The organism is Sphingomonas sp. 3-13AW (assembly GCF_049311085.1).
Taxonomy (GTDB): Bacteria; Pseudomonadota; Alphaproteobacteria; order Sphingomonadales; family Sphingomonadaceae; genus Sphingomonas.
This window is the reverse complement of record NZ_JASNVZ010000015.1, coordinates 21,913-38,777: the sequence shown is the minus strand read 5'-3', so window position 1 is coordinate 38,777 and position 16,865 is coordinate 21,913. Positions and strand designations below refer to the sequence as shown.

General features: G+C 66.3%; 10 protein-coding genes. 2 read left to right on the top strand and 8 right to left on the bottom strand.

Going from position 1 to position 16,865, the window contains the following annotated elements; genetic code table 11:
• Positions 1 to 7 precede the first annotated feature (7 nt).
• From QP045_RS14950 to QP045_RS14940, 3 genes are read right to left on the bottom strand one after another with little or no spacing between them, the layout of a single operon-like run.
• A complete protein-coding gene (locus tag QP045_RS14950; RefSeq protein ID WP_422515791.1) occupies positions 8 to 538 on the bottom strand; it encodes a DNA-deoxyinosine glycosylase in 531 nt (176 codons plus the stop codon).
• Entirely contained in the window at positions 502 to 1,674 is a 1,173-nt protein-coding gene (locus QP045_RS14945; protein ID WP_422515790.1) for an NAD(P)/FAD-dependent oxidoreductase, read from the bottom strand. Before QP045_RS14945 ends, QP045_RS14950 begins: the two co-directional genes overlap by 37 nt.
• Positions 1,675 to 1,678: 4 nt before the next feature.
• On the bottom strand, positions 1,679 to 2,638 hold the full coding sequence (locus tag QP045_RS14940) for a cation diffusion facilitator family transporter (RefSeq protein ID WP_422515789.1): 960 nt from the start codon (positions 2,636 to 2,638) through the stop codon (positions 1,679 to 1,681).
• Between the two features lie 99 nt (positions 2,639 to 2,737).
• Here QP045_RS14940 and QP045_RS14935 point away from each other — a divergent pair, with 99 nt between their 5' ends.
• A complete protein-coding gene (locus QP045_RS14935) occupies positions 2,738 to 4,609 on the top strand; it encodes an ABC-F family ATP-binding cassette domain-containing protein (RefSeq protein ID WP_422515788.1) in 1,872 nt (623 codons plus the stop codon).
• Between the two features lie 80 nt (positions 4,610 to 4,689).
• Positions 4,690 to 6,192 carry a S10 family peptidase gene (locus QP045_RS14930; protein ID WP_422515787.1) on the top strand — a complete coding sequence of 501 codons (1,503 nt, stop codon included), beginning with the start codon at positions 4,690 to 4,692 and terminating at the stop codon, positions 6,190 to 6,192.
• A gap of 67 nt (positions 6,193 to 6,259) precedes the next feature.
• Here QP045_RS14930 and QP045_RS14925 read toward each other — a convergent pair whose 3' ends face one another.
• From QP045_RS14925 to rpoB, 5 genes are all read right to left on the bottom strand, one after another.
• Positions 6,260 to 6,670: a low affinity iron permease family protein gene (locus QP045_RS14925; protein WP_422515830.1), complete on the bottom strand. Its 411-nt coding sequence runs from the start codon at positions 6,668 to 6,670 to the stop codon at positions 6,260 to 6,262.
• Between the two features lie 90 nt (positions 6,671 to 6,760).
• Positions 6,761 to 7,501, bottom strand: a complete 741-nt coding sequence (locus QP045_RS14920; protein WP_422515786.1) for a TorF family putative porin — start codon at positions 7,499 to 7,501, stop codon at positions 6,761 to 6,763.
• A 16-nt stretch (positions 7,502 to 7,517) separates the two neighbouring features.
• On the bottom strand, positions 7,518 to 7,973 hold the full coding sequence (locus QP045_RS14915) for a hypothetical protein (protein WP_422515785.1): 456 nt from the start codon (positions 7,971 to 7,973) through the stop codon (positions 7,518 to 7,520).
• A 194-nt stretch (positions 7,974 to 8,167) separates the two neighbouring features.
• On the bottom strand, positions 8,168 to 12,433 hold the full coding sequence (gene rpoC / locus QP045_RS14910; protein ID WP_422515784.1) for a DNA-directed RNA polymerase subunit beta': 4,266 nt from the start codon (positions 12,431 to 12,433) through the stop codon (positions 8,168 to 8,170).
• Positions 12,434 to 12,506: 73 nt separating this feature from the next.
• Positions 12,507 to 16,652 (bottom strand): DNA-directed RNA polymerase subunit beta, encoded by a 4,146-nt coding sequence (gene rpoB / locus QP045_RS14905; RefSeq protein ID WP_422515783.1) that lies wholly within the window; start codon positions 16,650 to 16,652, stop codon positions 12,507 to 12,509.
• Between the last annotated feature and the right edge of the window lie 213 nt (positions 16,653 to 16,865).

Sequence of the window (16,865 nt, the reverse complement as noted above, 5' to 3'; positions counted from 1 at the left end):
TCCGCCTTCAGAGATAGTCGGCGAGCGCGCGCCAGGCCGCTTGCTTGGCCGCGACGCCGACGGTGTGCAGCGGGCTGCTCGAAGGCAGTGCGACGATCGCGTAGGTGTTCGCCGCCGCGCCGAGCTGCGCCACCCCGTGGCGGAGCGCCGTGGCGCCGTTGAAACCGATCGCACGCAGCCGCGGCAGCGTCTCCACCAGGGACGCGAGGTCGTTGGCGGCAAGGTCGCGGATCGCCGCGTCGCTGCTGCCGGTCCGCCGCGCCTGCGCGACCACGTCCCACAAGCCGATCCCGGCCGCGAGCAGCGCCGACAACCGCGCCGCATAGTCGAGGGGTACCAGGTCCTGCCCCGCGACCGGCGACATCAACTGCCAGAACTGGTTCTGGGGGTGCGCGTAATAGCGTTGCGCCGCCAGCGAACGCTCGCCCGGCAGGCTGCCCAGCACCAGCACGCGCGTGGCCGCGTCCACGACCGGCGGGAAGCTGCGCTTCAGCCCGTCGCTCACAGCGCCTGGCCCGCTGCCCAGCCGCTCGCCCACGCCCATTGGAAGTTGTAGCCGCCAAGCCAGCCGGTCACGTCCATGGCTTCCCCGACGACGTAGAGCCCGGGCAGGTGGCGCGCCGCCATCGTCCGGGAGGACAGCCCATCGGTGGCGATGCCGCCCACCGTCACTTCCGCCTTGGCGAAGCCCTCCGTCCCGTCGGGGACGAAGCGCCAGTCCGAAAGCCGTTGCTCCACCTCTCGCAGGGTCGCGTCTCTCTGGTTGCCGAGTTCGCCCGCGATGGCCAGCCGCTCCGCCAGCGTTTCCGCCAGCCGGTCCGGCAACGCCGCGCCCAGTATCGAGCGCAGCCCGGCGCGCGGGCGCGTGCGCTTGGCTTCGAGCAGCCAGCCCGGACGCCGGTCCGGGAGAAAGTCGATGCCCACGGATTCCCGATGCCGCCAATAGGAGGAAACCTGCAGGATCGCGGGGCCGGAAAGGCCACGGTGGGTGAACAGCGCCGCCTCCCGGAACGCCGCCTTGCCGCAGCGCGCGACGACTTCGGTAGCGACGCCCGAAAGCGAGCGGAACAGCGCCTCTTCCGCCGGAAGCGTCAGGGGAACCAGCGCCGGGCGCGGCTCCACCACCTTCAACCCGAACTTGCGGGCGAGATCATAGGCAAAGCCGGTCGCGCCGAGCTTGGGGATCGAGGGGCCGCCGGTCGCGATCACCAGCGCCGGCGCGGTAAGGCTGGTGTCGCCGTGGACGACGGTGAAGCGGCCGTCGGCATGCGACACGTCGCGGATCGGCGCGCCCAGCCGGATCGCGACGTCGCCCGCAGCGCACTCGTCCAGCAGCATCGCCAGGATCTGCCGCGCGGAGCCGTCGCAGAACAGCTGCCCGAGCGTCTTTTCGTGCCAGGCGATGCCGTGGCGCTCGACCATCTCCAGGAAGTCCTGCGCGGTGTAGCGACCGAGGGCCGACTTGGCGAAGTGCGGGTTGGCCGACAGGTAGCGATCGGGTGCGGTGCCAAGGTTGGTGAAGTTGCAGCGGCCGCCGCCGGAGATCAGGATCTTGCGGCCAGGCTCGGGCGCGTGGTCGAGGACCACGACCCGGCGGCCGCGCTGTCCGGCCACGGCTGCGGCCATCAGTCCGGCGCCGCCTGCGCCGAGCACGATTGCGTCTAGGTTGTTCATCAATTCAGCCAGCAGGATTGGGGTACGAGAGCATTGCCTGCTCGCGCTTTTCGGGTCGGATATAGATCGAGGTGAGGGTGGGGATCGCCGCCTTCAATTCCGTTTCGATCTCCTCGATCAGCGTTTCGCCTGCGCCCATCGGCAGCGCATCGTCGAAATCGGCGCTGATCGCCACGAATACCGCGTCGGGCGCGGTATGGATGGTGCGGATATGGTTGACGCTGGAGATGCCGGGCTTGGCCTCGACGACCCTTCGGACCTGGGCGATCAGCACCGGGTCGGCGCGCTCGCCGATCAACAGGCCCTTTGCCTCGCGCGCCAGCAACCCGGCCACCCCGGCCAGGATCAGGCCGATCACGATCGAGGCGACGCCGTCGATGCGAGGATCGTCGAAATAATGGCTTGCCCAGACGCCAGTGGCCGCCACCGCCAGGCCGATCAGCGCTGCCGAATCCTCGAACAGCACGATGAACCCGGCCGGATCCTTGGAATCATGGATCGCCTGCCACCAGCCCGCGCCGTTGCGCTTGGCGTTGAACGCCCGCACGGCGATCGTCCAGGATGATCCCTCCAGCAGCACGGCGATGCCGAGCACGATATAGTTGATCAGGGGATCGCGAAGCGGCTCCGGGTCGAGGATGTGCAGATACCCCTCGTAGATCGAGACCCCCGCACCCACCGCAAAGATCAGCAGCGCCACCACGAATGCCCAGAAGTACAGCTCGCGGCCATAGCCGAACGGGTGCTTGGCATCCGCCGGTCGCCGCGCGCGCTTCTGGCCATAGAGAAGCAGCACCTGGTTGCCGCTGTCGACGACGGAGTGGACCCCCTCCGTCAGCATGGAGGAGGAGCCGGTGATGCCGGCCGCGACGAACTTCGCGACGCCGATCCCAAGGTTCGCCGCCAGCGCGCCATAGAGAACGATATTGTGCCGGATATGCGCGCCCGCGCCTTCGCTCGCCATGGACCGTCCCTGCCTGTGCGGATGCACAGAGTGCCTAGGCGGCACAAGTGGTTCCCGCCAGCCCTCGCGCAGACGCGCTTGTGCTGCTAGGCGGCAGCGATGCTGAATCTTAATGGAATCACGGTGCGCCTCGGTGGGCGGCTAATCCTCGATGGCGTGTCGGCCGCACTGCCCCCCGGCAGCCGGGTCGGCCTGATCGGCCGCAACGGTGCGGGCAAGTCGACGCTGGTACGCGTGATCGCGGGCGAACTGGAGCCGGACGGCGGCGTCGCCGAGATGCCGCGGGGCAGCCGGCTCGGCTATGTCGCGCAGGAAGCACCCGCGGGCAGCGCCACCCCGTTCGAGACGGTGCTCGCCGCCGACACCGAGCGCGCGGCGCTGATGGCGGAGAGCGAGACCACGCAGGACCCGCACCGGCTGGCCGAGGTGCACGAGCGACTGCTCGCGATCGACGCCCATGCGGCGCCGGCGCGTGCAGCCCGTATCCTCGTCGGCCTGGGGTTCGATGAAGCGATGCAGCAATCGCCGCTCGACGGCTTTTCCGGCGGCTGGCGGATGCGCGTCGCGCTCGCCGCGCTGCTGTTCAGCCAGCCCGACGTGCTGCTGCTCGACGAGCCCTCGAACCACCTCGACCTGGAGGCGGTGCTGTGGCTCGAGGATTTCCTGAAAAGCTATCGCGCCACGATCCTGATCGTCAGCCACGAGCGCGATTTCCTCAATAACGTCGTGGACCACATCCTCCATTTGCAGGGCGGCAAGGCGACCCTCTATCCGGGCGGATACGACGCGTTCGAGCGGCAGCGCGCCGAGCGGCTTGCGCAGCTGGAGGCGGCACGCGCGAACCAGGCGGCGCAGCGCGCGAAGCTGCAGGACTATATCGCCCGCAATTCCGCGCGCGCCTCGACCGCGAAGCAGGCCCAGTCGCGCATCAAGGCACTGGCGCGCATGTCGCCGATCGCATCGGCTGCCGAGGATCCGTCGCTGTCCTTCGACTTCCCCGCGCCGGACGAGCTGCGTCCGCCGCTGGTGACGCTCGACATGGCGAGCGTGGGCTATGGCGACACGCCGATCCTGAAGCGCCTGAACCTGCGGCTGGACCCGGACGACCGGATCGGCCTGCTCGGCCGCAACGGCAACGGCAAGACGACGCTCGCGCGCCTGCTTGCCGCCCAGCTCACGCCGATGGAGGGGGACATGGCTTCCTCGTCCAAGATGCGGGTCGGCTATTTCACCCAGTATCAGGTCGAGGAGCTCGACGCCCGCGACACGCCGCTTGAGCATATGAGCCGGTTGATGAAGGGCAAGACGCCCTCGGCAGTGCGCGCGCAGCTCGGCCGCTTCGGCTTCTCCGGTGACAAGGCGACGACACTGGTCGGCAAGCTCTCCGGCGGTGAGCGTGCGCGGCTGGCGCTGGCGCTCATCACCCGTGACGCGCCGCACATGCTGATCCTCGACGAGCCGACGAACCACCTCGACGTGGACGCGCGCGAGGCGCTGATCCAGGCGCTCAACGCCTATACCGGCTGCGTGGTGGTGGTCAGCCACGATCGCCACATGCTGGAGACGACGGCCGACCGGCTGGTGCTGGTCGACGGCGGTACCGCGCGCGACTTCGATGGCAGCCTGGACGATTATATCGCGCTGGTGCTGGGCGGCGGGAGCAAGGCCGACAAGGCGGAGCGCAAGGCCAACCGCAAGGAAGACCGCCGCGCCGCCGCCGAAGCGCGCGAGCGCGGCCAGGCGCTGCGCAAGGAGGCGCAGGCCGCCGAGCGCGAGGTGGCAAGGCTCACCGCGGAGCGCACCGAGCTCGACCAGGCGATGTTCTCGCCCGCCGACGCGCCGGCTGCGCTCGCCAAGCTCACGATGACGGAATTGATGAAGCGCCGCGCCGAACTGGTGGAGCGGATCGAGGCAGCGGAAGTGCGCTGGATGGAAGCGTCCGAGGCGCTGGAGACTGCCGCCGCCGCATGATGCAGGCGGCGGCGCGCGAGCCATTGCCTCGCCGTCGCCGTGCTGCAACATTCCTCCCCTTGCGAAGGGGAGCCCAACACTTGCGATCGATTCTGCGCGTATCTGCCGCCGCCCTGCTGCTTGCCTGCACGAGCGGCATTGCCCACGCCCAGAAGGCGGAAACCACCACCACCGTCGAGAAGAAAGAGGCCGAGGACGAGACCGGCCTGCCGCCGCTCCCCAAGGACAAGACGATCAGCCAGTCGGCGCGCATCGGCGGGCGCACCCTCTCGTACAAGGCGACAGTGGGCACGATCCCGGTGCGCGATGCCAAGGGCAAGGAGATCGGCCAGGTCACCTATACCGCCTATACGGTGCCCGGCCGCGATGCGCAGCGCGCGGTCACCTTTGCCTTCAACGGGGGCCCGGGGGCGGCGTCGGTCTATCTCAACCTGGGAGCGATTGGGCCCAAGCGGGTGCAGTTCGGCGGGCAGGGCGATGCGCCCTCTGACGCTCCGATCGCGACGGACAATCCCAACAGCTGGCTGGACTTTACCGACCTGGTGTTCATCGACCCCATCGGCACCGGCTTCAGCCGCAGCCTGGTCGACGAGGCGGAGACCAAGAAGGCGTTCCACGCGAACGAGCCGGACATCAAGTACCTTTCCAAGGTCGTCTACGACTGGCTGGTGAAGGAAGGCCGGCTGCGCTCTCCCAAATATGTGATGGGCGAAAGCTATGGCGGCTATCGCGCGCCACGCATCGCCTATGAACTCCAGTCCCAGATCGGCGTCGGCATCAACGGGCTGATCATGGTGTCGCCGTACCTGGATCCCGCGTCCGGCGACAACGCCACCGCGCTTTCCCCGCTGCCGTGGATGATCGAGCTGCCCTCGATGGCGGCGGCGAACCTGGAGCGGCAGGGGCGACTGACGCCCCAGGCGATGGCCGAGGTCGAAGACTATGTGCGCGGTGACTATGCCCGCGACCTGCTGCGCGGCCGTTCGGATGCGGAGGCGACCGCGCGCATCGTCCGCCGCGTGACCGAACTGACCGGGCTAGACCCCGCGTTGGTGCAGAAGCTGGGCGGTCGCGTCGACAGCCGCACCTACTTGCGTGAGATCCACCGCAGCCAGGGCATGATCGGCAGCGTCTATGACTCCAACGTCACTGCCTTCGATCCCTTCCCCTGGGCGGCGCAGCAGCAGTCCAACGACCCGATCCTCGACGCGCTGATCGCGCCGACCACCAGCGCCATGGTCGACTTCGTCACGCGGGAGGTCGGCTGGAAGACCGATGCCCGCTATCACGCGCTCTCCTATGAGGTGAACCGCGCCTGGGACCGCGGCAAGCCGGACGATTCCCCGGTCACCGATCTGCGCAAGGCGATCGCCAACGATCCCAAGATGCGGGTGATGATCGTCCACGGCTGGGACGACCTCTCGTGCCCCTTCTTCGCGTCACGGCTGATCGTCGACCAGATGCCGGCGTTCGGGCAGGCGGAGCGCGTCCAGCTGCGCGTCTATCCCGGCGGGCACATGTTCTATAGCCGCAACGACAGCGGCGCCGCGTTCAAGCAGGATGCCCAGGCCCTGTATCGCTGATCCTGGCGCTCGTCGGGGATGATCCGGTCGCGGCCTCCTTGGGGCCCGACCGGCCCGGGCAAGCCCGTTAGCGGCGCTTGAGCAGCGCCCCCACGCTGTCGTCGGCAGTGCCATCCTTGCCCGACAGCTCGCGCGCCTCATCCTCAAGTGCGGCGCGGATGCTCTCGATCTCAAGGTCGGTCAGGTGTTCGATGCCGATGAACTCGCCTCTCGCGGCTTCCAGCGCGCGGATCAATTCGTCGAGCTTCGCCTGCATCGCGGCAGCGTCGCGGTTCTGCGAATTCTGGATCAGGAACACCATCAGGAAGGTCACGATGGTGGTCGCAGTGTTGACCACCAGCTGCCAGGTATCGGAGTAGCCGAAGATCGGCCCGGTGATGCCCCAGATGACGATGGCGACCATCGCGACCATGAAGGTGAGCGGCTTTCCCGCAGCGGCAGCGATCCGGGTAGAGACAGCCGTGAAGATGCGGTCCAGCATCCGCGCATCCAGCGCTCGAACCGACTGAAATGCAAGGCAATCGCGCCGGGTTGGTGCGGGGCGCCTCTAGACGCCCCGCACCTGCGATCAGAAGTTGAGGCCGACCCGGGCGAGCAGCCGGCTGTCGCTGTTGCGACCGTCCGCATAGCGAGAAGCGACGATCGCGCGGTCCGAAATGTCGGTGTCCACATAGTCGACGCCGATCACCAGCGGGCCGGTTACGTGCTCCACGCCCAATCGCCAGTCGGTATAGCTGCCGCCCGGCCGCAGCCGCGCTGCGCGCTGGGCGTTGTCCACGCTGCCCGAGCTGTGACCGATCCCGGCTATGACCGTGAACGGGGTCACCGGTATGCCCATGCGGCCTTCTGCGCCGACATAGAAATTGTCGCCGCCGATCGCCGACTGATCGGGCGCGTAGCGGACGAACCCGTCGACCTGTGCCGGGCCGAGCGCGAAGCCGGCACCGCCACCGACCTCCAGATAGTTGAGTGCCCGGTCGCTTCCCGGGAAGAAATGGCCGGTGATGACGCCATCGACGCGAAACGGCCCGAAATACTGGGCGTAGCTGGCGCCGAGGTCGATGCCGACCGCCGCACCGCCATGACGCGGGCTGTCGTTCAGCGTGGCGACGGACGCGTTCACCGAGAAGCCCTGCCCGCCGAGCGGGATGTTCGCGGACCCGCGCAGGCTCGCATCGCCGTCGCTCCAGCTGATCCCGCGCTGGCGGTCATCGGTGGTGAGTTCGACGGAAAGCGTGGAGCGGTTCGTCTCGCTTTGCGCATACGCCGGAAGCGCCGCTGCTAATGAAAGCAGGGCGCCGCCGATCAAGAGGAAAGAACGGGAGTTAACTCCCGGTGCGGAACAGCGCGTGCGCATCGTTGATCTCCGAGGACAGGGTCGTGCGATCGCGCTCGGCGAACGCGACCAGCTGCGTGCGAAGGGCAGGGATGCCAGCTTCGACCGAGGCTGCGATAGCGGCACGGTTGGTTTCGCACCAGCCGGGACGCTGCCCCTTCATCGGCTTGAGCGCACCAGTGGACGCGAGGGGAAGCTGCCGGGTGGCGGCTCCCTCGGTGGTGCCGACCAGCGTGCGGCGAACATCGCCGCCGGCCGTCCAGTGGCAGCGCAGCGTGTCGCCGCGACCGCCGGGAGCTACCGTGCCGACCTGGCGATGCTGGATGGCGACGTCTGCCTCGTAGCGCAGCGACAGCGGGGTGGGGGTGCCCTCCACGGGAACTTCGTGGGTCAGCGGAATGGTGTTGGTGCTGAGAGTCATTGCGACGAGAAGCGTGCTGAACATGGTCTCCTAATCCTTTCTTGGAGCGATCCGCCCTTTGAGGCTGGCATTAGGAAAACCGGTCGGCGCGGGCAAACCTGCGACTCAGTTCGTCGCCGGCATGGCTCGTTTCACCGCTGCAGCCACAAAACATAACAAAAAAGCCGCCGCCCGGTCTCCCGGACAGCGGCTTCGTTGTTCCGTCTGATCTGGAAGGATCAGTCGTTCAGATACTCACCGGCATCTTCGTCGGTGCCGTGGCCGCTGGGCGTCACTGCCGCCAGCGGTTCGGTCGTGCCCTGGTCGTCGCGGACCGAGCGTGCGCGTTCTGCGGCACGCTCTTCCTCGGCGCTGTTGGGCGCGATCAGCGCGGCCTGGAGCGCACGCTGCTGCGCCCGGAGCGCCACGTCGCGGCTGGTAGCCGCAACGCGCAGGCGGTTCATGCCTGCACCGGTACCCGCCGGGATGAGCCGGCCGACGATCACGTTTTCCTTCAGGCCGTTCAGCGAGTCGATCTTGCCCTGCACCGAAGCCTCGGTGAGCACACGGGTCGTCTCCTGGAACGAGGCGGCCGAGATGAAGCTGCGGGTCTGCAGCGACGCCTTGGTGATGCCCAACAGGATGGGCTTGCCCTGCGCCGGCTGTTGGCCCGGGGCCAGCTTCTCGTTGGCTTCGTCCATCTCGTCGCGGTCGAGCTGTTCGCCCGCGAGCAGGGTGGTGTCGCCACCGTCGGTGATCTCGACCTTCTGCAGCATCTGGCGAACGATCACCTCGATGTGCTTGTCGTTGATCTTCACGCCCTGCAGTCGATAGACTTCCTGGATTTCCGACACGAGATATTCCGCGAGCGGCTCGATGCCGAGCACCTCAAGAATGTCGTGCGGATCCGGGCTGCCGCCGATCAGGTTGTCGCCACGCTTGACGTAGTCGCCTTCCTGGACGTCGATCACCTTGGACTTCGGCACCAGATACTCGACGACCTCGCCGCCGTCCTCCGGCTGGATGCCGATCTTGCGCTTCGCCTTATAGTCCTTGCCGAACACGACACGGCCGGAGACCTTTGCGATGATCGCATTCTCCTTCGGCTTGCGTGCCTCGAACAGCTCGGCGACGCGCGGCAGACCGCCGGTGATGTCGCGGGTCTTGGCAGCCTCGCGGCTGACACGGGCCAGAACGTCACCGCCCTGAACCTGCGCACCATCCTCGACCGACAGCGTGGCGCCTGCCGCCAGCATGTAGCGGCCGGCCTCACCCGAATTCTCGTCGAGCAGGGTCAGGCGAGGACGCAGATCCTCCTTCGACTTGCCGCGATATTCGGTGACGACGCGCTGGGTGATGCCCGTCGCTTCGTCGGCCTGTTCGGTCAGGGTCTTGCCGTCGATGAGGTCCTGGTACTTCACGGTACCCGGATTCTCGGTGATCACCGGCATGGTGAACGGATCCCACTCCGCGATGCGGTCGCCCGCGCTCGCGATATGGCCATCGTCGCACAGTACGTAAGCACCGTACGGGATGCGATCCACCGACAGTTCGCGGCCGTCCATGTCGACGATCGCGAGCTCACCCGAACGGCTGAGCACCACGCGGCGGCCACGCTGGTCCATGATGACGCGCAGGTCGCGATACTCGACCTTGCCGTCGACCGGCGCTTCCAGGTTCGACTGCTCGTTGAGCTGTGCCGCACCGCCGATGTGGAAGGTACGCATCGTCAGCTGCGTGCCCGGCTCACCGATCGACTGCGCCGCAATGACGCCGACCGCTTCGCCGATGTTCACCGGCGTACCGCGGGCGAGATCGCGCCCGTAGCACTTGCCGCACACGCCGATCTTGGCCTCGCAGACGAGCGGGCTGCGGATCTTCATGCCCGGGACGTTCAGCGCCTCGATCTGCGTGATCATCGCCTCGTCGAGCAGCGTGCCCGAAGGGATGACGACCTCGCCGGTCTTGGTGTCGACCACGTCCTCGGCCGTGGTGCGGCCCAGGATGCGCTCGCCGAGCGACGCGATGGTCGAACCGCCCTGGACGATCGCCTTCATTTCGAGCGCACGCTCGGTACCGCAATCCTCTTCCATGATGACGCAATCCTGCGACACATCGACGAGGCGGCGGGTGAGGTACCCCGAGTTGGCGGTCTTCAGCGCGGTATCCGCGAGGCCCTTACGAGCGCCGTGGGTCGAGTTGAAGTACTCAAGGACGGTCAGGCCTTCCTTGAAGTTCGAGATGATCGGCGTCTCGATGATCTCGCCCGAAGGCTTGGCCATCAGGCCGCGCATGCCCGCCAGCTGCTTGATCTGCGCTGCCGAACCACGAGCACCCGAGTGCGCCATCATGTAGATCGCGTTGACCGGCTTCTCACGACCGTTCTCGTCATGCTTCACCGCCCGGATCTCGTCCATCATGGCTGCCGCCACCTGGTCGCCGCAACGGCTCCAGGCGTCGATCACCTTGTTGTACTTCTCCTGCTGCGTGATCAGGCCGTCCTGATACTGCTGCTCGTAATCCTTCACGAGCGCGCGCGTCTCATCGACGAGGCCGACCTTGGCGTCCGGAATGATCATGTCGTCCTTGCCGAACGAGATGCCCGCCTTGAACGCGTGACGGAAGCCCAGTGCCATGATCGCGTCGGCGAACAGCACGGTCTCCTTCTGGCCGGTGTGACGATAGACCTCGTCGATCACGTCGCCCACGTCCTTCTTGGTGAGGAGGCGGTTGACGGTCTCGAACGGGACCTTCGACGACTTCGGCAGCGTCTCACCCAGCAGCATGCGGCCCGGGGTGGTCTCCACGCGCTTCATGTACTGCACGCCGTTCTCATCAGTCTGCGGAACGCGGCTGATGATCTTGGTGTGCAGCGTGACGGCGCCGGCGTGCAGTGCCTGGTGCACCTCCGCCATGTCCGACAGCATCATGCCTTCGCCGGGCTCGTTCTGCTTCTCCATGGAGATGTAGTAGAGACCCAGGACCATGTCCTGCGACGGCACGATGATCGGCTTGCCGTTCGCGGGGCTGAGGATGTTGTTGGTCGACATCATCAGCACGCGCGCTTCGAGCTGGGCTTCCAGCGAAAGCGGCACGTGGACGGCCATCTGGTCACCGTCGAAGTCGGCGTTGAAGGCCGAGCAGACGAGCGGGTGCAGCTGGATCGCCTTGCCCTCGATCAGCACCGGCTCGAACGCCTGGATGCCGAGACGGTGGAGCGTAGGTGCGCGGTTGAGCATCACGGGATGCTCGCGGATCACCTCGTCCAGGATGTCCCAGACTTCCTTGCGCTCCTTTTCGACCCACTTCTTCGCCTGCTTCAGGGTCATGGACAGACCCTTGGCATCGAGACGTGCGTAGATGAACGGCTTGAACAGCTCGAGCGCCATCTTCTTGGGAAGACCGCACTGGTGCAGCTTGAGCTCCGGACCGGTCACGATGACCGAACGACCCGAATAGTCGACGCGCTTGCCGAGCAGGTTCTGACGGAAGCGGCCCTGCTTGCCCTTGAGCATGTCGGACAGCGACTTGAGCGGACGCTTGTTGGCACCCGTGATCGTGCGGCCGCGACGGCCGTTGTCGAACAGGGCGTCGACGGCTTCCTGCAGCATGCGCTTTTCGTTGCGGACGATGATGTCCGGCGCACGCAGCTCCATCAGGCGCTTGAGGCGGTTGTTACGGTTGATCACGCGGCGATACAGATCGTTCAGATCCGACGTCGCGAAGCGACCGCCGTCCAGCGGCACCAGCGGGCGCAGCTCGGGCGGGATGACCGGAACGACGTCCAGGATCATCCATTCCGGGCGGTTGCCGGAATCGATGAAGCTCTCGACGACCTTCAGGCGCTTGATGATCTTCTTGGGCTTCAGCTCGGACTTGGTCTCGGCGAGTTCCTTCAGAAGGTCCTCGCGCTCGCCCTCGAGGTCGAGCTCCATGAGCATGGTCTTGACCGCCTCGGCGCCGATGCCGGCGGAGAAGGCGTCCTCGCCGAACTGGTCCTGCGCCTCGAGCAGCTCGTCCTCGGTGAGGAGCTGGTACTTCTCGAGGCTGGTCAGGCCCGGCTCGATCACGATGTAGCTCTCGAAGTAGAGCACGCGCTCCAGCTGCTTGAGCTGCATGTCGAGCAGCAGGCCGATGCGCGACGGCAGCGACTTCAGGAACCAGATGTGGGCGACCGGTGCGGCCAGCTCGATGTGGCCCATGCGCTCGCGGCGGACCTTCGAGACGGTGACCTCGACGCCGCACTTCTCGCAGACGATGCCCTTGTACTTCATGCGCTTGTACTTGCCGCACAGGCACTCATAGTCCTTGATCGGACCGAAGATGCGCGCGCAGAACAGGCCGTCACGCTCGGGCTTGAACGTGCGATAGTTGATCGTCTCGGGCTTCTTGATCTCGCCAAACGACCAGGAACGGATGCGCTCCGGGGAGGCGATGCCGATCTGGATCTGGTCGAAGGTCTCCGGCTTCTGGACCGGATTCGCGAAGTTGGTCAGTTCGTTCATGTCGTAATCCCTCTAGGGGGCAAAACTCCGGGCGAAACGGGGAGGGGCGCCGCGTTGGCAGCGCCCCTGGCCGTTATTCCGCCGCCTCGGCGAGACCGTCGTCTTCCTCGAGTGCCTTGAGCTCGATGTTGAGGCCCAGCGACCGCATTTCCTTGACGAGCACGTTGAAGCTCTCGGGAATGCCGGCCTCAAAGGTGTCGTCGCCCTTGACGATCGCTTCGTAGACCTTGGTGCGGCCGACCACGTCATCGGACTTCACCGTCAGCATCTCCTGCAAGGTGTAGGCTGCGCCATACGCCTGCAGGGCCCAGACCTCCATCTCGCCGAAGCGCTGGCCGCCGAACTGCGCCTTACCGCCCAGCGGCTGCTGGGTGACGAGGCTGTACGGCCCGATCGAACGCGCGTGGATCTTGTCGTCCACGAGGTGGTGGAGCTTCAGCATGTAGATGTAGCCCACGGTCACCTTGCGGTCGAACGCGTCACCGGTGCGCCCGTCGTAGAGCGTGACCTGACCCGACGGGTCGAGCCCTGCCAGTTCCAGCATCCGCGACACGTCCGGCTCGCGCGCCCCGTCGAACACCGGCGTCGCCATCGGCACGCCGTTCTTCAGGTTCTGCGCCAGCTCGACGATCTCCTCGCCGTCCCGCGCGTCGATCTCGGCGTGGTACTGCTCGCCGTAGATGACCTTGAGGCGATCCTTGACCGCATCCGGCATCGCGCCGGTCGCGGGGTTCGGATTGGCCTCACGCCACTGCTCCAGCGCTTCGGTGACCTGCCGGCCAAGACCGCGTGCGGCCATGCCCAGGTGGGTCTCGAAGATCTGACCGACGTTCATGCGCGACGGCACGCCCAGCGGGTTGAGCACCAGGTCGACGGGGGTGCCGTCTTCCAGGAACGGCATGTCCTCCTGCGGCAGGATGCGCGAGATGACGCCCTTGTTGCCGTGACGGCCGGCCATCTTGTCGCCCGGCTGCAGCTTGCGCTTCACCGCGACGAAGACCTTGACCATCTTGAGCACGCCCGGCGGTAGCTCGTCACCACGCTCCAGCTTCTCGCGGCGATCCTCGAACTTCTCGCGGATCTTGCGGGCAGCCTCGTCGTACTGGGCCTTCACGGCTTCCAGGTTCGACTGGACGGTGTCGTCCGCAACCGCGAACTTCCACCACTCGTGGCGATCGACGCTGTCGAGCACCTCGCTGTCGATCACCACGCCCTTGCGGACGCCCTTGGGCGCTGCAGTGGCGGTCTGGTCGAGCAGCATCTCGCGCAGGCGGCTCCAGGTCGCACGGTTGAGGATCGTGCGCTCGTCGTCCGAGTCCTTCTTCAGGCGCTCGATCTCCTCGCGCTCGATCGCCATCGCGCGCTCGTCCTTGTCGATGCCGTGGCGATTGAAGACGCGAACGTCGACGATCGTGCCGGCAACGCCCGGCGGCAGGCGCAGCGAGGTGTCGCGAACGTCGGAGGCCTTTTCACCGAAGATGGCGCGCAGGAGCTTTTCTTCCGGCGTCATCGGGCTTTCGCCCTTCGGCGTGATCTTGCCGACGAGAATATCGCCCGGCTCGACCTCGGCACCCACATAGACGATGCCCGCTTCGTCGAGGTTGCGAAGCGCTTCCTCGCCGACATTGGGGATGTCGCGGGTGATGTCCTCGGGCCCGAGCTTGGTGTCGCGGGCCATGACCTCGAACTCATCGATGTGGATCGACGTGAACACGTCGTCCTTCACGATGCGCTCGGAGATCAGGATCGAGTCCTCGTAGTTGTAGCCGTTCCAGGGCATGAACGCGACGAGCGCGTTGCGGCCCAGCGCCAGCTCGCCGAACTCGGTCGAAGGACCGTCGGCCAGCACGTCGCCGGCGTTCACCACGTCGCCCACCTTCACCAGCGGACGCTGGTTGATGCAGGTCGACTGGTTCGAACGCTGGAACTTCATCAGCGTGTAGATGTCCACGCCGCTCTCGTTCGCGTCGACGTCGCCGGTGGCGCGGATCACGATGCGGGTCGCATCGACCTGGTCCACCACGCCGGCGCGCTTGGCCGAGATCGCAGCGCCGGAATCCCGGGCAACGGTCTCTTCCATGCCGGTGCCCACGAACGGAGCCTCGGCCTGTACCAGCGGTACGGCCTGACGCTGCATGTTCGAACCCATCAGCGCGCGGTTCGCGTCATCGTTCTCCAGGAACGGAATGAGCGAGGCCGCGACCGACACCAGCTGCTTGGGGCTGACGTCCATCAGGGTGATCTGATCGCGCATCGCCATCAGGAACTCGCCGCCCTGGCGAGCCGAGATCAGCTCCTCGACGAAGCGTCCCTCGGAGTCGAGCTCTGCGTTCGCCTGCGCGACCGTGTGCTTCTGCTCTTCCATTGCCGACAGGTAGACGACTTCGTCGGTCACCCGGTCGTCGATGACCTTGCGGTACGGCGTCTCGATAAAGCCATACTTGTTGACGCGCGAGAAGCTCGCCAGCGAGTTGATCAGACCGATGTTCGGGCCTTCCGGCGTTTCGATCGGGCAGATACGGCCGTAGTGGGTCGGGTGAACGTCGCGGACTTCGAAGCCTGCACGCTCACGCGTGAGGCCGCCCGGCCCGAGCGCCGAAACGCGACGCTTGTGCGTCACTTCGGAAAGCGGGTTGGTCTGGTCCATGAACTGCGACAGCTGCGACGAACCGAAGAACTCGCGCACCGCGGCAACCGCGGGCTTCGCGTTGATCAGGTCGTTCGGCATCACGGTGGACACGTCCACCGAGCTCATGCGCTCCTTCACGGCGCGCTCCATGCGGAGCAGGCCGACGCGATACTGGTTCTCCAGCAGTTCGCCCACCGAACGCACGCGACGGTTGCCGAGGTTGTCGATGTCGTCGACTTCGCCCTTGCCGTCCTTCAGGTCGACCAGCGTCTTGATGACGGCCAGCAGATCCTCGGTGCGCAGCGTGGTCACCGTGTCATCGGCGTCCAGGTCGAGGCGCATGTTCAGCTTCACGCGGCCCACGGCCGACAGGTCGTAGCGCTCGGGATCGAAGAACAGGCCGCCGAACAGCGACTCCGCGGTTTCCAGCGTCGGCGGCTCGCCGGGGCGCATGACGCGATAGATGTCGGACAGGGCCTGCTCGCGCTCCTCGGCCTTGTCGACCTTGAGCGTGTTGCGGATCCACGGACCGGTGGTGACATGGTCGATGTCGAGCAGCTCGATGCGATCGATGCCGGCCTGGTCGAGCAGCTCGAGGTTCTCGGCCGACACTTCGTCGCCCGCCTCGATGTAGATCTGGCCGGTCTGCTCGTTGATCAGGTCGAACGCGCTGTAGCGGCCGAAGATTTCCTCGGTCGGGATCAGCAGGTCGGTCAGGCCGTCCTTGACTGCCTTGTTCGCGGCGCGCGGGCTGATCTTCTGGCCGGCCGGGAAGATGACCTCGCCCGACTTCGCGTCGACGATGTCGAACGCCGGCTTCTGACCGCGCCAATTCTCGGCCGCGTACGGAATCTGCCAGCCACCCTGGCCGCGGACGAAGGTCACGCGGTTGTAGAAGTGGTTGAGGATTTCCTCGCTGTTGAGGCCCAGGGCGTACAGCAGCGTCGTCACCGGCAGCTTGCGCTTGCGGTCGATGCGGACGTTGACGATGTCCTTGGCGTCGAACTCGAAGTCGAGCCACGAGCCGCGGTACGGGATGACGCGCGCGGCGAACAGGTACTTGCCCGACGCGTGGGTCTTGCCACGGTCATGGTCGAACAGCACGCCCGGCGACCGGTGCATCTGCGAGACGATGACGCGCTCGGTGCCGTTGATGAAGAAGGTGCCGTTCTCGGTCATGAGCGGCATGTCGCCCATGTAGACGTCCTGCTCCTTGATATCGAGCACCGACCGGGCTTCCGTATCGGGATCGACCTCGAACACGATGAGGCGAAGCGTCACGCGCATCGGCGCCGCATAGGTGATGCCGCGCTGGCGGCACTCTTCCACGTCGAACTTGGGCGACTCGAGCTCGTAGGTCACGAAGTCGAGTTCGGCCGTGCCGGCGAAGTCGCGGATCGGGAAGACGCTGCGCAGCGTCTTCTCGAGGCCCGAGACATAGCCCGTCGACGGATCGGAACGCAGGAACTGCTCGTAGCTCTCGCGCTGGACCTCGATCAGGTTCGGCATCTGCACCACTTCGTGGATGTTGCCGAACACCTTGCGGATACGGCGCTTCGCGGTGCCGTTCTCGATTGCCTTGGTCGCCATGGGAGTAGGTCGCCTCGCTTGGTCAAATTTCGCGCCCGAGAAAGCCCGGGCAGGTGCGCAAACGAGACGCAAAAAGCCGCGTCATCCCCGGTGGGACCGCAGCTTCAGGGCGTCTCGAAAGACCTCGGCCGATCCATTCGTCCAATGCGTTGCGCGACGACGCATCATTTCCCGATCGTGAGGCAGAGCCGCGATATAGGAGAGCAGGGACAA

Coding starts and splice junctions, on each gene's coding strand:
- QP045_RS14945 (WP_422515790.1), bottom strand. CDS start 1,674: ATGAACAACCTAGACGCAATCGTGCTCGGCGCAGGCGGCGCCGGACTG.
- QP045_RS14940 (WP_422515789.1), bottom strand. CDS start 2,638: ATGGCGAGCGAAGGCGCGGGCGCGCATATCCGGCACAATATCGTTCTC.
- QP045_RS14935 (WP_422515788.1), top strand. CDS start 2,738: ATGCTGAATCTTAATGGAATCACGGTGCGCCTCGGTGGGCGGCTAATC.
- QP045_RS14915 (WP_422515785.1), bottom strand. CDS start 7,973: ATGTTCAGCACGCTTCTCGTCGCAATGACTCTCAGCACCAACACCATT.
- rpoC (WP_422515784.1), bottom strand. CDS start 12,433: ATGAACGAACTGACCAACTTCGCGAATCCGGTCCAGAAGCCGGAGACC.
- rpoB (WP_422515783.1), bottom strand. CDS start 16,652: ATGGCGACCAAGGCAATCGAGAACGGCACCGCGAAGCGCCGTATCCGC.